This window comes from Citrobacter sp. T1.2D-1 (assembly GCF_950098555.1).
Lineage (GTDB): Bacteria > Pseudomonadota > Gammaproteobacteria > Enterobacterales > Enterobacteriaceae > Citrobacter_A > Citrobacter_A telavivensis.
In genome coordinates, this window is sequence record NZ_CATNHH010000024.1 from 1 (window position 1) to 15,097 (window position 15,097).

General features: G+C 50.8%; 12 protein-coding genes and 2 pseudogenes. 12 read left to right on the forward strand and 2 right to left on the reverse strand.

The window, feature by feature from the left end:
- Positions 1-26: 26 nt before the first annotated feature.
- From QQZ17_RS17930 to QQZ17_RS17950, 5 genes and pseudogenes are all read left to right on the forward strand, one after another.
- Positions 27-633: pseudogene (locus tag QQZ17_RS17930) on the forward strand (efflux RND transporter permease subunit); the annotation flags it as partial.
- A 1-nt stretch (position 634) separates the two neighbouring features.
- A pseudogene (silA, locus tag QQZ17_RS17935) lies at positions 635-2,919 on the forward strand (Cu(+)/Ag(+) efflux RND transporter permease subunit SilA); the annotation flags it as partial.
- 86 nt (positions 2,920-3,005) lie between these two features.
- Positions 3,006-3,446 (forward strand): DUF411 domain-containing protein, encoded by a 441-nt coding sequence (locus tag QQZ17_RS17940; protein WP_002436620.1) that lies wholly within the window; start codon positions 3,006-3,008, stop codon positions 3,444-3,446.
- A gap of 97 nt (positions 3,447-3,543) precedes the next feature.
- Positions 3,544-6,015 carry an Ag(+)-translocating P-type ATPase SilP gene (gene silP / locus QQZ17_RS17945; protein WP_284554148.1) on the forward strand — a complete coding sequence of 824 codons (2,472 nt, stop codon included), beginning with the start codon at positions 3,544-3,546 and terminating at the stop codon, positions 6,013-6,015.
- A 40-nt stretch (positions 6,016-6,055) separates the two neighbouring features.
- A complete protein-coding gene (locus QQZ17_RS17950) occupies positions 6,056-6,253 on the forward strand; it encodes a DUF2933 domain-containing protein (RefSeq protein ID WP_000843497.1) in 198 nt (65 codons plus the stop codon).
- 33 nt (positions 6,254-6,286) lie between these two features.
- Here QQZ17_RS17950 and QQZ17_RS17955 read toward each other — a convergent pair whose 3' ends face one another.
- On the reverse strand, positions 6,287-7,024 hold the full coding sequence (locus QQZ17_RS17955; RefSeq protein WP_004118669.1) for a peptidoglycan DD-metalloendopeptidase family protein: 738 nt from the start codon (positions 7,022-7,024) through the stop codon (positions 6,287-6,289).
- 288 nt (positions 7,025-7,312) lie between these two features.
- Positions 7,313-7,762, reverse strand: a complete 450-nt coding sequence (locus QQZ17_RS17960; protein WP_001023257.1) for a copper resistance protein — start codon at positions 7,760-7,762, stop codon at positions 7,313-7,315.
- Between the two features lie 234 nt (positions 7,763-7,996).
- On the opposite strand from QQZ17_RS17960, the gene pcoA reads away from it, so the two are divergent.
- From pcoA to QQZ17_RS17995, 7 genes are all read left to right on the forward strand, one after another.
- On the forward strand, positions 7,997-9,814 hold the full coding sequence (gene pcoA, locus QQZ17_RS17965) for a multicopper oxidase PcoA (RefSeq protein WP_000925242.1): 1,818 nt from the start codon (positions 7,997-7,999) through the stop codon (positions 9,812-9,814).
- A gap of 5 nt (positions 9,815-9,819) precedes the next feature.
- Positions 9,820-10,710, forward strand: a complete 891-nt coding sequence (gene pcoB / locus QQZ17_RS17970; RefSeq protein WP_001378118.1) for a copper resistance outer membrane transporter PcoB — start codon at positions 9,820-9,822, stop codon at positions 10,708-10,710.
- A 39-nt stretch (positions 10,711-10,749) separates the two neighbouring features.
- On the forward strand, positions 10,750-11,130 hold the full coding sequence (gene pcoC, locus QQZ17_RS17975; protein WP_000025662.1) for a copper resistance system metallochaperone PcoC: 381 nt from the start codon (positions 10,750-10,752) through the stop codon (positions 11,128-11,130).
- A 55-nt stretch (positions 11,131-11,185) separates the two neighbouring features.
- Complete coding sequence (gene pcoD, locus QQZ17_RS17980) at positions 11,186-12,064, forward strand: copper resistance inner membrane protein PcoD (RefSeq protein ID WP_229692861.1); 879 nt, start codon at positions 11,186-11,188, stop codon at positions 12,062-12,064.
- A 54-nt stretch (positions 12,065-12,118) separates the two neighbouring features.
- Positions 12,119-12,799, forward strand: a complete 681-nt coding sequence (gene pcoR, locus QQZ17_RS17985) for a copper response regulator transcription factor PcoR (protein WP_001188930.1) — start codon at positions 12,119-12,121, stop codon at positions 12,797-12,799.
- Positions 12,796-14,196, forward strand: a complete 1,401-nt coding sequence (gene pcoS / locus QQZ17_RS17990; protein WP_046494163.1) for a copper resistance membrane spanning protein PcoS — start codon at positions 12,796-12,798, stop codon at positions 14,194-14,196. Before pcoR ends, pcoS begins: the two co-directional genes overlap by 4 nt.
- 216 nt (positions 14,197-14,412) lie before the next feature.
- A complete protein-coding gene (locus QQZ17_RS17995) occupies positions 14,413-14,847 on the forward strand; it encodes a hypothetical protein (protein ID WP_046494162.1) in 435 nt (144 codons plus the stop codon).
- The last annotated feature ends 250 nt before the right edge of the window (positions 14,848-15,097 follow it).

The following is a 15,097-nucleotide window of genomic DNA, read 5'->3' on the forward strand; positions in this document are numbered from 1 at the left end:
CCAGCTATCCCGGACAGGCCCCGCAGATTGTAGAAAACCAGGTCACCTATCCGCTTACCACCACCATGCTGTCCGTACCTGGCGCAAAAACCGTGCGTGGCTTTTCACAGTTCGGTGATTCGTATGTGTATGTCATTTTTGAAGACGGCACCGATCTGTACTGGGCCCGTTCGCGCGTGCTGGAATACCTGAATCAGGTTCAGGGCAAACTGCCTGCGGGTGTGAGCTCTGAAATCGGCCCGGACGCCACGGGAGTGGGCTGGATATTTGAATATGCCCTTGTCGATCGCAACGGAAAACACGACCTTTCAGAACTGCGCTCTCTGCAGGACTGGTTCCTGAAATTTGAGCTGAAAACCATCCCGAACGTGGCTGAGGTCGCTTCGGTTGGCGGCGTGGTGAAACAGTACCAGATTCAGGTCAATCCGGTAAAACTGTCCCAGTACGGTATCAGCCTGCCCGAAGTGAAACAGGCACTTGAATCGTCTAACCAGGAGGCCGGTGGCTCATCCGTTGAAATGGCCGAAGCGGAGTATATGGTCCGTGCCAGCGGTTATCTTCAGAGCATTGATGATTTTAATAACATCGTCCTGAAAACAGGTGAGAACGGCGTGCCGGTTTATCTGCGGGATGNTGGTGATCCTGCGGTCGGGTAAAAATGCGCGCGACGTTATCACGGCAGTGAGGGATAAACTGGAGACGCTGAAGGCCAGCCTGCCGGAAGGCGTTGAAATCGTGACCACCTACGATCGCAGCCAGTTAATCGACCGGGCGATTGATAACCTCAGTTCCAAACTTCTGGAAGAGTTTATCGTGGTGGCCATCGTCTGTGCTCTGTTCCTGTGGCACGTACGTTCTGCCCTGGTGGCGATTATCTCTCTGCCGCTTGGCCTGTGTATCGCCTTTATCGTCATGCACTTCCAGGGACTGAACGCCAATATCATGTCGCTGGGAGGGATAGCGATTGCCGTCGGTGCGATGGTGGATGCCGCCATTGTGATGATTGAAAATGCGCACAAACGGCTTGAGGAGTGGGATCATCAGCATCCGGGTGAGCAGATTGACAACGCCACCCGCTGGAAGGTGATTACCGACGCCTCCGTGGAAGTGGGACCCGCGTTGTTCATTAGCCTGCTGATCATCACCCTGTCCTTTATTCCTATCTTTACCCTGGAAGGGCAGGAAGGTCGTCTGTTTGGCCCGCTGGCATTCACGAAAACGTACTCCATGGCGGGAGCGGCCGCACTGGCCATCATCGTCATTCCTATTCTGATGGGATTCTGGATCCGGGGGAAAATTCCTGCCGAGACAAGTAACCCCCTGAACCGGGTGCTGATCAAAGCGTATCATCCTTTGCTGCTGCGGGTCCTCCACTGGCCAAAAACAACCCTGCTGGTTGCGGCCTTGTCCATTTTCACGGTTATCTGGCCACTGAGTCAGGTGGGCGGTGAATTTCTGCCGAAGATTAACGAGGGCGATCTGCTGTATATGCCGTCGACCTTGCCTGGCGTCTCTCCGGCAGAAGCTGCAGCGCTCCTGCAGACAACAGACAAGTTAATCAAAAGCGTTCCTGAAGTGGCTTCTGTATTTGGCAAGACCGGTAAAGCAGAGACCGCAACGGATTCCGCGCCGCTCGAAATGGTGGAAACCACGATCCAGCTCAAACCTGAGGATCAGTGGCGTCCCGGCATGACAATTGACAAGATTATTGATGAACTCGACAGGACAGTCCGTTTACCGGGTCTGGCAAACCTCTGGGTGCCGCCTATCCGTAACCGTATTGATATGCTCTCAACCGGGATCAAAAGCCCGATAGGTATCAAAGTGTCCGGGACTGTTCTGTCCGATATCGACGCGACGGCGCAGAGTATCGAGGCGGTAGCCAAAACCGTGCCTGGCGTGGTGTCTGTCCTGGCTGAGCGACTTGAGGGCGGGCGCTACATCGATATCGATATCAACCGGGAGAAAGCCTCCCGCTACGGGATGACGGTAGGTGATGTCCAGCTGTTCGTCTCTTCAGCAATCGGAGGTGCTATGGTGGGTGAGACGGTTGAAGGGGTGGCCCGGTACCCTATTAACATTCGCTACCCGCAGGATTACCGGAACAGTCCGCAGGCGCTGAAACAGATGCCGATCCTGACCCCGATGAAGCAGCAGATCACGCTGGGCGATGTCGCGGATATTAACGTCGTTTCTGGACCAACCATGCTGAAAACCGAAAATGCCCGGCCAGCCAGCTGGATTTATGTTGATGCCCGCGGCAGGGACATGGTGTCGGTGGTTAACGACATTAAGACGGCCATCAGCGAGAAAGTGAAACTGAGACCGGGAACCAGTGTGGCATTCTCCGGACAGTTTGAACTGCTTGAGCATGCCAACAAGAAACTGAAGCTGATGGTGCCGATGACGGTGATGATCATTTTCATCCTGTTGTATCTGGCATTCCGCCGGGTTGACGAAGCCCTGCTGATCCTGATGAGCCTGCCGTTCGCCCTGGTTGGCGGAATATGGTTCCTGTACTGGCAGGGCTTCCATATGTCAGTGGCGACCGGAACCGGGTTTATCGCCCTGGCCGGGGTGGCAGCAGAGTTTGGCGTGGTCATGCTGATGTATCTGCGTCATGCCATTGAAGCGCACCCGGAATTGTCCCGTAAAGAGACGTTCACACCGGAAGGTCTTGATGAAGCCCTCTATCATGGTGCCGTACTGCGTGTCCGGCCGAAAGCCATGACCGTGGCGGTGATCATTGCGGGTCTGCTGCCAATACTCTGGGGAACCGGCGCAGGTTCAGAAGTCATGAGCCGTATTGCTGCGCCAATGATTGGTGGGATGATCACGGCTCCGCTGCTGTCCCTGTTCATTATTCCTGCCGCCTACAAATTAATCTGGCTGCGCAGACATAAAAAAAGCGTGTCATAACCCTGAAAGGGCGCCCCCAGTGGGCGTCCTTCTGCACTGATTCACCCTGACGTCAGGGTTTATATCGATAATATACAGAGGTGAGTATGAAAAAAGTGGTTCTAATGGCCCTGGCTCTCGGCCTGTCACTGCCTGCAATGGCGAGTGAAAAAGTCATTGATATGTACAAATCTGAAAACTGTGGCTGTTGTTCCCTGTGGGGCAAAGCGATGGAAAAAGACGGGTTCGAAGTGCGAACTCACGTCATGAATGATCAGGCGCTGTCAGCCCTGAAAGAAAAGCATGCTGTTCCTGCTGGACTACGAAGTTGTCATACCGCGGTTGTAGGTAATTTGATCATTGAAGGCCATGTGCCTGCGGCAACGATACATAAGGCCATGCAGTCTGGTTCGGGTATATACGGTCTCGCCACCCCCGGTATGCCAGCAGGAAGTCCGGGAATGGAGATGGGGGCCCGAAAAGAGGCTTACGATGTTATCGCATTCTCACCGGAGGGCAGTAAAAAAGTCTTCCAGCGAATCGAATAGTCAGCGGAACGGCTGATAACGGGACGCCGGCAGCAGGCACTCTTATGCCGGCGGCATTCGTGGTAATCGCATCCATGACATATCCTGAAGACAGAAAATGCTTCAGATATGCATAAGGAGAGTTACTGTGAAAAATGACAATGCAGTGGAACATAACAACCAGACTGCTTCTGAGCAGACATCATCCCCGGACGAGAGTCACGCATTGCATAAGGTGAGAGATCCCGTGTGCGGGATGGTCATCCTGCCTGACAAGGCGCACAGCAGCATTCGATACCAGGACCATCAGCTTTATTTCTGCTCCGCCAGCTGTGAGAGCAAATTTAAAGCCCATCCCGATCATTATTTTACCGAAGATGCCAGTGAACATCACCATCACCACGACCACCATGAAGTCAGCCCTGATAAGATAAAACAGTCTCACCGCCAGGCGGAGAAAGAGATTTCTGAAGGTGTGTGGACATGTCCGATGCATCCGGAGATACGCCGTAGTGGTCCCGGAAGCTGTCCTGTCTGTGGAATGGCACTGGAGCCGCTCGTAGCTACGGCATCCACGGGGACGAGTGATGAACTTCGCGACATGACAAGACGCTTCTGGCTGGGGTTGTTGCTGGCGTTTCCGGTTCTGATACTCGAAATGGGTTCTCATCTGTTTCCCGCTTTGAGGAATACAGTACCGCCACAGTACAACACATGGCTGCAGTTACTTCTGGCCTCTCCTGTCGTTTTGTGGTGTGGCTGGCCATTCTTCGCCCGGGCCGGAATGTCGTTACGTAACCGCTCCCTGAATATGTTTACCCTTGTTGCAATGGGGACCGGCGTAGCCTGGGTTTACAGCGTCATTGCAACCGTCTTCCCCTCCTGGTTTCCTGCATCGTTCAGAAACATGGATGGCCTGGTGGCCATTTATTTTGAAGCCGCAGCTGTTATTACGGTGCTTGTTCTGCTGGGACAGGTCCTTGAATTGCGGGCAAGGGAACAAACCTCAGGTGCCATTACTGCGCTTCTTAACCTTGCCCCCAAAACCGCCAGGCGGCTGGATCAAGACGGTCATGAAACGGATATTAATGCGGAAGATGTCCTGCCTGGCGATAAGCTCCGCATCAGACCTGGAGAGAGTATTCCGGTCGACGGTATCGTGGTCGAAGGCAAAACAACCGTTGATGAATCGATGGTGACCGGGGAATCTATGCCTGTTACCAAAACGGAGGGTGACCCTGTCATCGGGGGGACCATTAATCAGACAGGTAGTCTTATCATCCGTGCAGAGAAAGTCGGTGATGAAACGATGCTCTCACGAATTGTTCAGATGGTCGCTGATGCACAGCGTTCGCGGGCCCCCATCCAGAGAATGGCTGACAGCGTTTCAGGCTGGTTTGTTCCTCTGGTGATACTTATCGCGGTTGTTGCTTTCATGATCTGGTCTGTCTGGGGGCCCGAGCCCAGGATGGCGCACGGTCTCATTGCGGCTGTGTCGGTCCTGATTATTGCCTGTCCCTGCGCGCTGGGGCTGGCCACGCCGATGTCGATAATGGTGGGGGTGGGCAAAGGAGCCCAGGCCGGGGTGTTAATCAAGAATGCCGAAGCCCTTGAGCGTCTTGAAAAAGTGGACACGCTGGTTGTCGACAAAACAGGCACGCTCACGGAAGGTTCGCCGACGGTGACAGGGATTATCAGTCTCAATCCGGGTGGGGAAACATCTCTTTTGCGTGTAACGGCCGCAGTGGAAAAAGGCTCGCAGCATCCGCTGGGTATGGCAGTAGTTAAAGCAGCACAGGAAAAGGGGATCGCAATACCCGCAGTCACTCATTTCAATGCGCCGTCGGGTAAAGGTGTCTCAGGCGATGTCGAAGGTCAACGGGTTGTTATTGGTAATGAACTGGCTATGCAGGAAAACAGTATCGTTATTGATAATCAAAAGGCCGTTGCGGATACGTTGCGGATGGAAGGCGCTACCGTTATCTATGTGGCCACAGACGGGAACCTTGCAGGCCTGATAGCTATCTCGGATCCCGTGAAAGCAACCACGCCGGATGCGCTTAAAGCTTTGCGTCAGGCGGGGATCCGCATTGTTATGCTCACCGGGGATAACCAGCTTACTGCTGAAGCAGTCGCACGGAAACTGGGAATAGATGAGGTTGAAGCCGGGATTCTGCCGGATGGCAAAAAAGCAGTGATAACCCGACTGAAAGAGTCTGGCCATGTGGTTGCGATGGCCGGAGACGGTGTGAATGATGCCCCGGCGCTGGCAGCGGCTGACGTGGGTATAGCCATGGGAACGGGTACAGATGTGGCAATTGAAAGTGCCGGAGTCACCCTTCTCAAAGGCGACTTGATGATACTGAACAGGGCCCGTCATCTGTCAGAAATCACCATGAAAAATATCCGACAGAATCTGTTTTTTGCATTTATCTACAACGCACTTGGCGTGCCTGTGGCTGCAGGTCTGCTTTATCCTGTGTATGGAATACTGCTGTCGCCAGTTATTGCGGCGGCGGCCATGGCTCTTTCCTCCGTCAGCGTCATTGTGAATGCGTTGCGTCTGAAAAGTGTCAGGCTCGGGAAATAACACTGAGTGAAGGGGCTGTTACGAACAGAAGGAGTCCAGTATGAAAAGTACCACCTATGCGCTTATTGCTGTCGCCGCGATCGCGGCATTTGCCCTCCTGCGCGAACACTGGTCACATGTGGCAGGTTACTGGCCATATCTGTTATTGCTGGTCTGCCCGCTAATGCATCTTTTCCACGGCCACGGAGGGCATGGAGATCATCAACATCAAGGAAGTGAAAACGATAAAAAAAATTAATCCGGCAGACGGGGCCGCGTCGCGGCCCCGTTATCAGTCCAGGTATCGTTCGTAGTCTCTGGCATGCGCAAAGGCATGCTGTTCAAGTTTGTTATCAGCGGGTGCCGCTGCCCGGAACGCCAGTGAGTTAACAGGATTGTTATTGATGACCAGCTCGTAATGCAGATGAGGACCGGATGAACGTCCGCTGTTACCGGATAACGCAATAGCGTCTCCCCGGGTAACCCTGGCCCCTTTAGTAACGAGTATTTTATTGAGGTGGAGATAGCGAGTTTTAACACCGGCTTTTCCCGTTACTTCAACAAAATATCCCATGGTACTGTTGTATTCGGCCCGGGTGATTTTTCCGTCGATGACGCTGACTATTTTCGTGTTCATGGGCATGGAATAATCAATGCCATTATGGGGACTCACTTTTCCCGATACCGGGTTAAGTCTTGCAGGATTGAAAGGCGAACTGAGTCTTGCTGTGGCCGGTAACGGATAATCGAGACTGCCTTTCCCGGAAGTATCGGAAAGGTTATAGAACTTTTTATCTGATATACGATACGCCGTGTAATTAAATGAACCGGACGTAAATTTATAGGCCACGACACGTGATTTTCCCGCTTTCTTTTGCAGTACGAGTTTTAATGATTCATTTTTTTTCAAATGCCGCAGATTAAACCGGGAAGGCAAGGAGCGCTGAAGAGTAGCGATCTCGTTCGATTCCAGCCCCGAGCGGGTGGCTGAAAGGTAGGCATTTTCTTTTACGACATCGGTAGAATACATTTACTGGAATTCGCCGTTAGCATGAACACTGCGGCGTATGCTAGGGGTTTTCAGGAGGCGTGTCATCTGTCAGTTAATCGGGAGCACCGTTGATGGTCGTCATTTTTGTAACATATCTTGTTTCCCGTTTGCTCCTGAAGCTCTGGGAACTGTATGACCAGCCCGACGGTGATGATTAACGGGACTGAAACAGGTTACGGCAGAGCAATATGGGGCTCATGTCCTGCTACGTAACCCGTCAGTAAAGCCCTGCTGCGCACCTGACGCTAAGCACTAACCCGCCTGCAGTTACCTGGTCGAATACAGCCCGCGAAGCTTTCTTGCCTGCGTCTGATGTGCTTCCGCACCGGCATTATTGACCTGCTCATGCACGAGAGCGGCTTTTTCTCCGGCATTCAGTTCGTTAAAAGAAGAAGACGAGGTCTTTGAATTTGCATCACTGCCGGACAGCATTTTTTTATGTTCCTCAATCATTTTCTGATGCGCATAGGACGCGCTGTTGTTCATAAATGAATGAGCAACAATGGCCCTTTCATGTTCATTCATTTCAGAGAATGAGGGCGTGTTGTTTTTATTAACCCTGTCCGGTAAGTTTTCATGCGTCGAGGAATTCACATGACTGACGGCTGAGGCATTATTAACAAATCGATGTGCTTCATGGGCAATATCACTGGACTGAGCAAAAGCTGCCCCACAAAATAAAGCTGTAAACGCAGTGGTCGTGATTAATATATTCATGTGTAATTACCTTCTGAGGTACATAAAAGATGTCCTTATGATCATATATAAAAATAATCAACCTGTGGGGAAGATGACGTAAATGTAATACAGCTATGTACATTACACGATTGTAATGAATTTGTTTCTTAAGGTGTGCTAGATTCATTTCATTGTAAGTGGATGAACCAGTAATTTAATTTAAATCGGTTCTCGAATTCTGTCAGTAACCATACTTTAAATAAGGGAATGCGCATGCTGTTGAAAACGTCTCGACGAACTTTCCTGAAGGGGTTAACCCTCTCTGGCGTAGCCGGAAGTCTTGGCGTATGGAGTTTCAATGCGCGTTCCAGTCTGAGCCTGCCAGTTGCCGCATCCCTGCAGGGTACTCAGTTTGACCTGACCATTGGTGAAACGGCCGTCAATATCACGGGCAGTGAGCGTCAGGCCAAAACAATCAATGGAGGCCTGCCGGGGCCCGTTCTTCGCTGGAAAGAAGGTGACACCATTACCCTGAAGGTCAAAAACCGTCTTAATGAACAGACGTCCATTCACTGGCACGGCATTATTCTTCCGGCCAATATGGATGGTGTTCCGGGGCTGAGTTTTATGGGCATAGAGCCTGATGATACCTACGTTTACACCTTTAAGGTTAAGCAGAACGGGACTTACTGGTACCACAGCCATTCCGGTCTGCAGGAACAGGAGGGGGTATACGGTGCCATTATCATCGATGCCAGGGAGCCAGAACCGTTTGCTTACGATCGTGAGCATGTGGTCATGTTGTCTGACTGGACCGATGAAAATCCTCACAGCCTGCTGAAAAAATTAAAAAAACAGTCGGATTACTACAATTTCAATAAACCAACCGTTGGCTCTTTTTTCCGCGACGTGAATACCAGGGGGCTGTCAGCCACCATTGCCGATCGGAAAATGTGGGCTGAAATGAAAATGAATCCGACTGACCTCGCGGATGTCAGTGGCTACACCTACACCTATCTCATGAACGGGCAGGCCCCGCTGAAAAACTGGACCGGACTGTTCCGTCCCGGTGAAAAGATACGCTTACGGTTTATCAACGGCTCGGCAATGACCTATTTCGATATCCGTATCCCCGGGCTGAAAATGACGGTCGTGGCTGCAGATGGCCAGTATGTAAACCCGGTTACCGTTGACGAATTCAGGATTGCCGTTGCCGAAACCTATGATGTCATTGTGGAGCCTCAGGGTGAGGCCTATACCATCTTCGCACAATCCATGGACAGGACCGGTTACGCTCGAGGGACACTGGCCACGAGAGAGGGGTTAAGTGCTGCCGTTCCCCCCCTCGATCCCCGTCCTCTGTTGACCATGGAAGATATGGGTATGGGGGGAATGGGACATGATATGGCAGGAATGGACCACAGCCAGATGGGAGGCATGGATAACAGCGGAGAGATGATGTCTATGGACGGTGCTGACCTTCCGGATAGCGGGACATCCTCCGCGCCCATGGATCACAGCAGCATGGCCGGTATGGATCATTCCCGGATGGCCGGAATGCCGGGTATGCAAAGTCATCCTGCGTCAGAAACGGATAACCCACTGGTTGATATGCAGGCGATGAGCGTCTCTCCGAAATTAAATGATCCGGGTATTGGTCTTCGAAATAACGGAAGAAAGGTTCTCACGTACGCGGATTTGAAAAGCCGCTTTGAGGATCCTGACGGACGTGAACCTGGCCGTACCATAGAACTGCATTTAACCGGCCACATGGAAAAGTTTGCCTGGTCATTTAACGGAATCAAGTTTTCAGATGCCGCACCGGTGCTGCTGAAATACGGTGAGCGGCTCAGGATCACGCTGATCAACGATACCATGATGACTCACCCCATTCACCTGCATGGTATGTGGAGCGATCTGGAAGATGAAAACGGTAATTTCATGGTTCGTAAACACACAATAGATGTTCCCCCTGGTACAAAACGCAGTTACAGAGTGACAGCAGATGCGCTTGGCCGCTGGGCGTATCACTGCCATTTGCTCTATCACATGGAAATGGGAATGTTTCGTGAAGTCCGGGTGGAGGAATGATGCGAATGAAGAGAAATTTGAAGGCCATACCTGTTCTGGTCGCCGGTTTGTTTACCTCACAGCTTTCTATTGCGGCGGGCTCCGTCTCTGCAGATCCCCACGCCGGGCACGACATGTCTGCCATGCAGATGCCAGCAGATGAGAATTTCACTGAGATGACGTCAATGGAGCCCATTGTAACTGAGAGCAGAACGCCAATTCCGCCTGTTACCGATGCCGACCGGAAGGCTGCATTCGGCAATTTACAGGGGCATGCGATTCACGACAGTGCGATTAATTATCTGGTTCTGCTGGATCAACTGGAATGGCAACGGTCGGATAACACCAACAATTTCAGCTGGAGTGTTAACAGCTGGATTGGAGGCGACACAGATCGGATTTGGCTAAAGAGTGAAGGTGAACGAAGCAATGGGGAAACGGAGGCGGCTGAAGCGCAGTTACTCTGGGGACATGCGGTTGGCCCATGGTGGGATTTGGTTGCGGGTGTCAGGCAGGATTTCAGACCTGCTTCTGCCCGGACCTGGGCTGCTGTCGGTTTTCAGGGGCTGGCACTCTATAATTTTGAGTCTGAAATTACGGGTTTTGTCAGTAATGGCGGAAAAGCAGCCCTTCGTCTGGGAGGAGAATACGACGTTTTACTGACTAACCGGCTCATACTCCAGCCATCCTATGAGGTGAATTTCTACAGTCAGGATGATGAATCGCGGGGTCGCGGCAGGGGACTGACTGACACAGAGCTGGGGCTCCGGCTGCGCTATGAAATACGCCGTGAGTTTGCACCCTATATAGGCGTTTCCTGGAATCAACTTTACGGGAAAACATCCGATATGGCGAAAAGAGAAGGTGAGAAAGACCATCAGGTAGTATTCCTGGCGGGAGCCAGAATCTGGTTTTAACGCACTGATATAAAACACTCAACTAAACAGGTAAATAAAATGTCGATTTTAAATAAAGCCATTCTTACAGGTGGCCTCGTTATGGGCGTTGCTTTCTCTGCTATGGCCCATCCGGAATTAAAAAGCTCTGTGCCACAGGCTGATTCAGCCGTAGCGGCCCCGGAAAAGATTCAGCTTAATTTCTCGGAAAATCTGACCGTGAAATTCTCAGGTGCAAAATTAACGATGACGGGTATGAAAGGCATGTCATCACATTCTCCGATGCCGGTCGCGGCAAAAGTGGCGCCAGGCGCTGACCCTAAATCGATGGTCATTATTCCGCGAGAGCCTTTACCCGCTGGCACTTATCGTGTTGACTGGCGCGCGGTTTCTTCAGATACGCACCCTATTACCGGTAATTACACCTTTACAGTGAAGTAATATTATGAACGACCTGATTATGATTGTTATTCGTTTTCTTCTTTATCTGGATTTGATGGTAATATTTGGATTGCCATTTTTTCAGATATATGGAATAAGCGGTGTCAGACATGAAACCTATAACCTGACTAATTTCAGGTCGTTTATAACCTTTGCTGTTGTTACAGGCATCATTCTTACTGGCATTAATATGCTCCTGGTATCTAATGCCATGAGTGGAGTAACTGACCTCAGAGAATTATCCATCCATGTTATCGAGATGGTGATAGAAGAAACTGATGTGGGTATTAGCTGGATTGTCAGGCTCTGTGCCCTGTTTACCACACTCGGTGCTTTGTTCCTTTACACTAATAAGAGAGTATTGTCCTGCCTGCTGATGACGATGAGTGGGGGCGTGGCGCTGGCTACACTTGCCTGGGGAGGACACGCCGTTATGCATGACGGTCTGCATTACTATCTCCATTTACTGAGCGATCTGACCCATCTCGGCGCTGCAGGTGCCTGGACAGGTGCTCTGGTTGCATTTGCTATCCTGCTGATGCGCAGAAACGAGCATAATGCACAGAGCGTCATTGTGATATCTGACTCCCTGGCAAAATTTGCCACGGCAGGAACGGTGATTGTTGTAGCCCTGATCCTGAGTGCGCTGGTCAACTATCTGTATATTGCTGAGGGTAACTTAACTCCCTTATTCAACAGTTCCTGGGGGAGGATATTGCTTGCCAAGACGGCTCTGTTTGTTCTGATGCTTCTTCTGGCTGCAGCAAACCGGTTTCACCTGGGTCCCCGGCTTGAAGTTATGGTCAGGGAAGGGAATTATGATCGCAGCGTTGCCCTGATGCGAAACAGCATCCTGACAGAATTCGTTGTTGCGATTATCATTCTGGGCGCCGTAGCGTGGCTCGGAATGCTTGCTCCGTCTCAGGTCAGCTAGGGGACAGCCAAAGCTCATGCGTGAGATTTTTACTTTCATATCAGCGAGTTGACCATGCAGCGTATTTTAATCGTTGAAGACGAACAAAAAACAGGTCGTTACCTGCAGCAGGGACTGGTTGAGGAAGGCTATCAGGCCGATCTCTTTAATAATGGCCGCGATGGTCTCGGGGCCGCGTCGAAGGGACAGTATGATTTGATAATACTGGACGTGATGCTGCCTTTCCTCGACGGGTGGCAAATCATCAGCGCACTGAGGGAGTCCGGGCACGAAGAACCGGTCCTGTTTTTAACCGCAAAGGACAACGTGCGGGACAAAGTGAAAGGACTGGAGCTTGGCGCAGATGACTACCTGATTAAGCCCTTTGATTTTACGGAGCTGGTTGCACGTGTAAGAACCCTACTGCGCCGGGCACGCTCGCAGGCCGCAACAGTCTGCACCATCGCCGATATGACCGTTGATATGGTGCGCCGGACCGTGATCCGTTCGGGGAAGAAGATCCATCTCACCGGTAAAGAATACGTTCTGCTTGAGTTGCTGCTGCAACGCACCGGAGAAGTGTTACCCAGGAGTCTTATCTCGTCCCTGGTCTGGAACATGAATTTTGACAGTGATACGAATGTGATTGATGTCGCCGTGAGACGTCTGAGAAGTAAAATTGATGATGACTTTGAGCCAAAACTGATCCATACCGTTCGCGGTGCCGGATATGTCCTGGAGATCAGAGAAGAGTGAGGTTCAAAATTTCCCTGACCACACGCCTGAGCCTGATTTTTTCTGCGGTGATGCTTACGGTATGGTGGTTATCAAGTTTTATCCTGATTAGCACCCTTAATGGCTATTTCGATAATCAGGACCGCGATTTTCTGACAGGTAAACTTCAGCTCACCGAAGAGTTTCTTAAAACAGAGACGTTCCGGAACAAAACGGATATTAAGTCATTATCAGAAAAAATAAACGATGCGATGGTAGGGCACAATGGTTTATTCATTTCTATAAAAAACATGGAAAATGAAAAAATTGTTGAACTCTATGCCAAAAATTCTGTTGTTCCAGCGGTCCTGCTTAATAAGTCGGGTGATATTCTCGACTATATGATCCAGACGGAAGAAAATAACACCGTGTACCGCAGTATCTCGCGGCGGGTTGCCGTGACGCCGGAACAGGGTAAAAGCAAACATGTCATCATTACGGTTGCCACGGATACTGGGTATCACACCCTGTTTATGGACAAACTCAGTACCTGGCTGTTCTGGTTCAATATCGGTCTGGTCTTTATTTCTGTTTTTCTGGGCTGGCTGACCACACGTATTGGTCTGAAACCGTTACGGGAAATGACCAGTCTGGCTTCCTCCATGACCGTACACAGCCTTGATCAGCGTCTTAATCCCGATCTGGCCCCACCGGAAATCTCTGAGACCATGCAGGAATTCAATAACATGTTCGATCGCCTGGAGGGGTCATTTCGGAAACTGTCAGATTTCTCGTCTGACATCGCGCATGAGCTGCGCACACCAGTCAGTAATCTGATGATGCAGACGCAGTTTGCACTGGCTAAGGAAAGGGATGTTTCGCATTACCGCGAAATTTTATTCGCTAACCTGGAAGAACTGAAAAGGTTGTCACGAATGACCAGTGACATGCTTTTTCTGGCACGTTCAGAGCATGGTCTGCTGCAGCTGGATAAACATGATGTAGATCTGGCAGCCGAACTGAATGAATTACGTGAGTTATTCGAGCCCCTGGCAGACGAAACAGGAAAGACAATCACGGTTGAAGGAGAGGGCGTTGTTGCCGGAGACAGCGATATGCTGCGACGAGCTTTCAGTAACCTGCTTTCCAATGCAATCAAGTATTCTCCCGATAACACCTGTACAGCGATACACCTTGAGCGTGACAGTGACTGTGTGAACGTGATGATTACGAATACGATGTCTGGCCCGGTTCCCGCTAATCTGGAACGCCTGTTTGACCGGTTCTATCGCGCAGACTCATCTAGGGTCCACAACACGGAAGGCGCGGGGCTGGGATTATCAATTACAAGGTCGATCATTCATGCTCACGGCGGCGAGCTGTCAGCAGAACAGCAGGGGCGGGAAATTGTGTTCAGTGTGCGTCTGTTAACGGATTAATACTGTTATTCAGGAAAAATCCGGAAGGTGACAAAAATGTCATCATTTAGTCACGCGATAAACAGAGGCGGTTTTTTATAATCAGTCATAAATCAGGAGCAACGTGATAATTCAATCGCCCGGTTCCTGGCGTGATGATTAACCAGCCCTGAGATCAAATGCTTTCTCTGTTATAAGCATTGATTGTTCGGGTATGAAAACACCGGAGACCCAACCATGAAAAAAATTCTTGTATCCTTTATTGCCATGATGGCTGTCGCTTCATCTGCCTGGGCTGCAGAGACAATGAACATGCATGACCATGTAAATAATGCCCAGGCGCCTGCCCATCAGATGCAGTCATCCGCTGAAAAAAGTGCAGTTCAGGGGGAGAGCATGAAAATGATGGATATGAGCGGTCACGATCAGGCCGCTATGTCCCATGAAATGATGCAAAACGGCAATTCTGCCGCCCATCAGGACATGGCTGAAATGCATAAAAAAATGATGAAAGCCAAACCTGAGAACACCCAAGAAACTGCTAAGCCATTTTCCGAAATGAGCGAGCATGAGAAAGCCGCTGTTGTGCATGAGAAGGCGAATAATGGCCAGTCTTCCGTTATTCATCAGCAACAGGCGGAAAAGCATCGCAGCCAGATCACCCAGAATTAACCCGCAGCTCCACTTGTCAGACCCTCATTTGACGCCGAAGTCACTGGCTTACGCTCCCGTCCGGGAGCGTTTTTTTATATATGCATCCGCCTGGACAACTCCGAACTGTCTGAAGCTGTAGTCGTAAGCGTCAAGCCACTGCCGCCTGTTGCGATTACTAACGATTGACGATGATAGAGTCCTCTTATTAACGTTAATGGACTCTATCAATGTCAAACACTCTTCAGCCCCGCAGGGCGCGGGCGTCCTA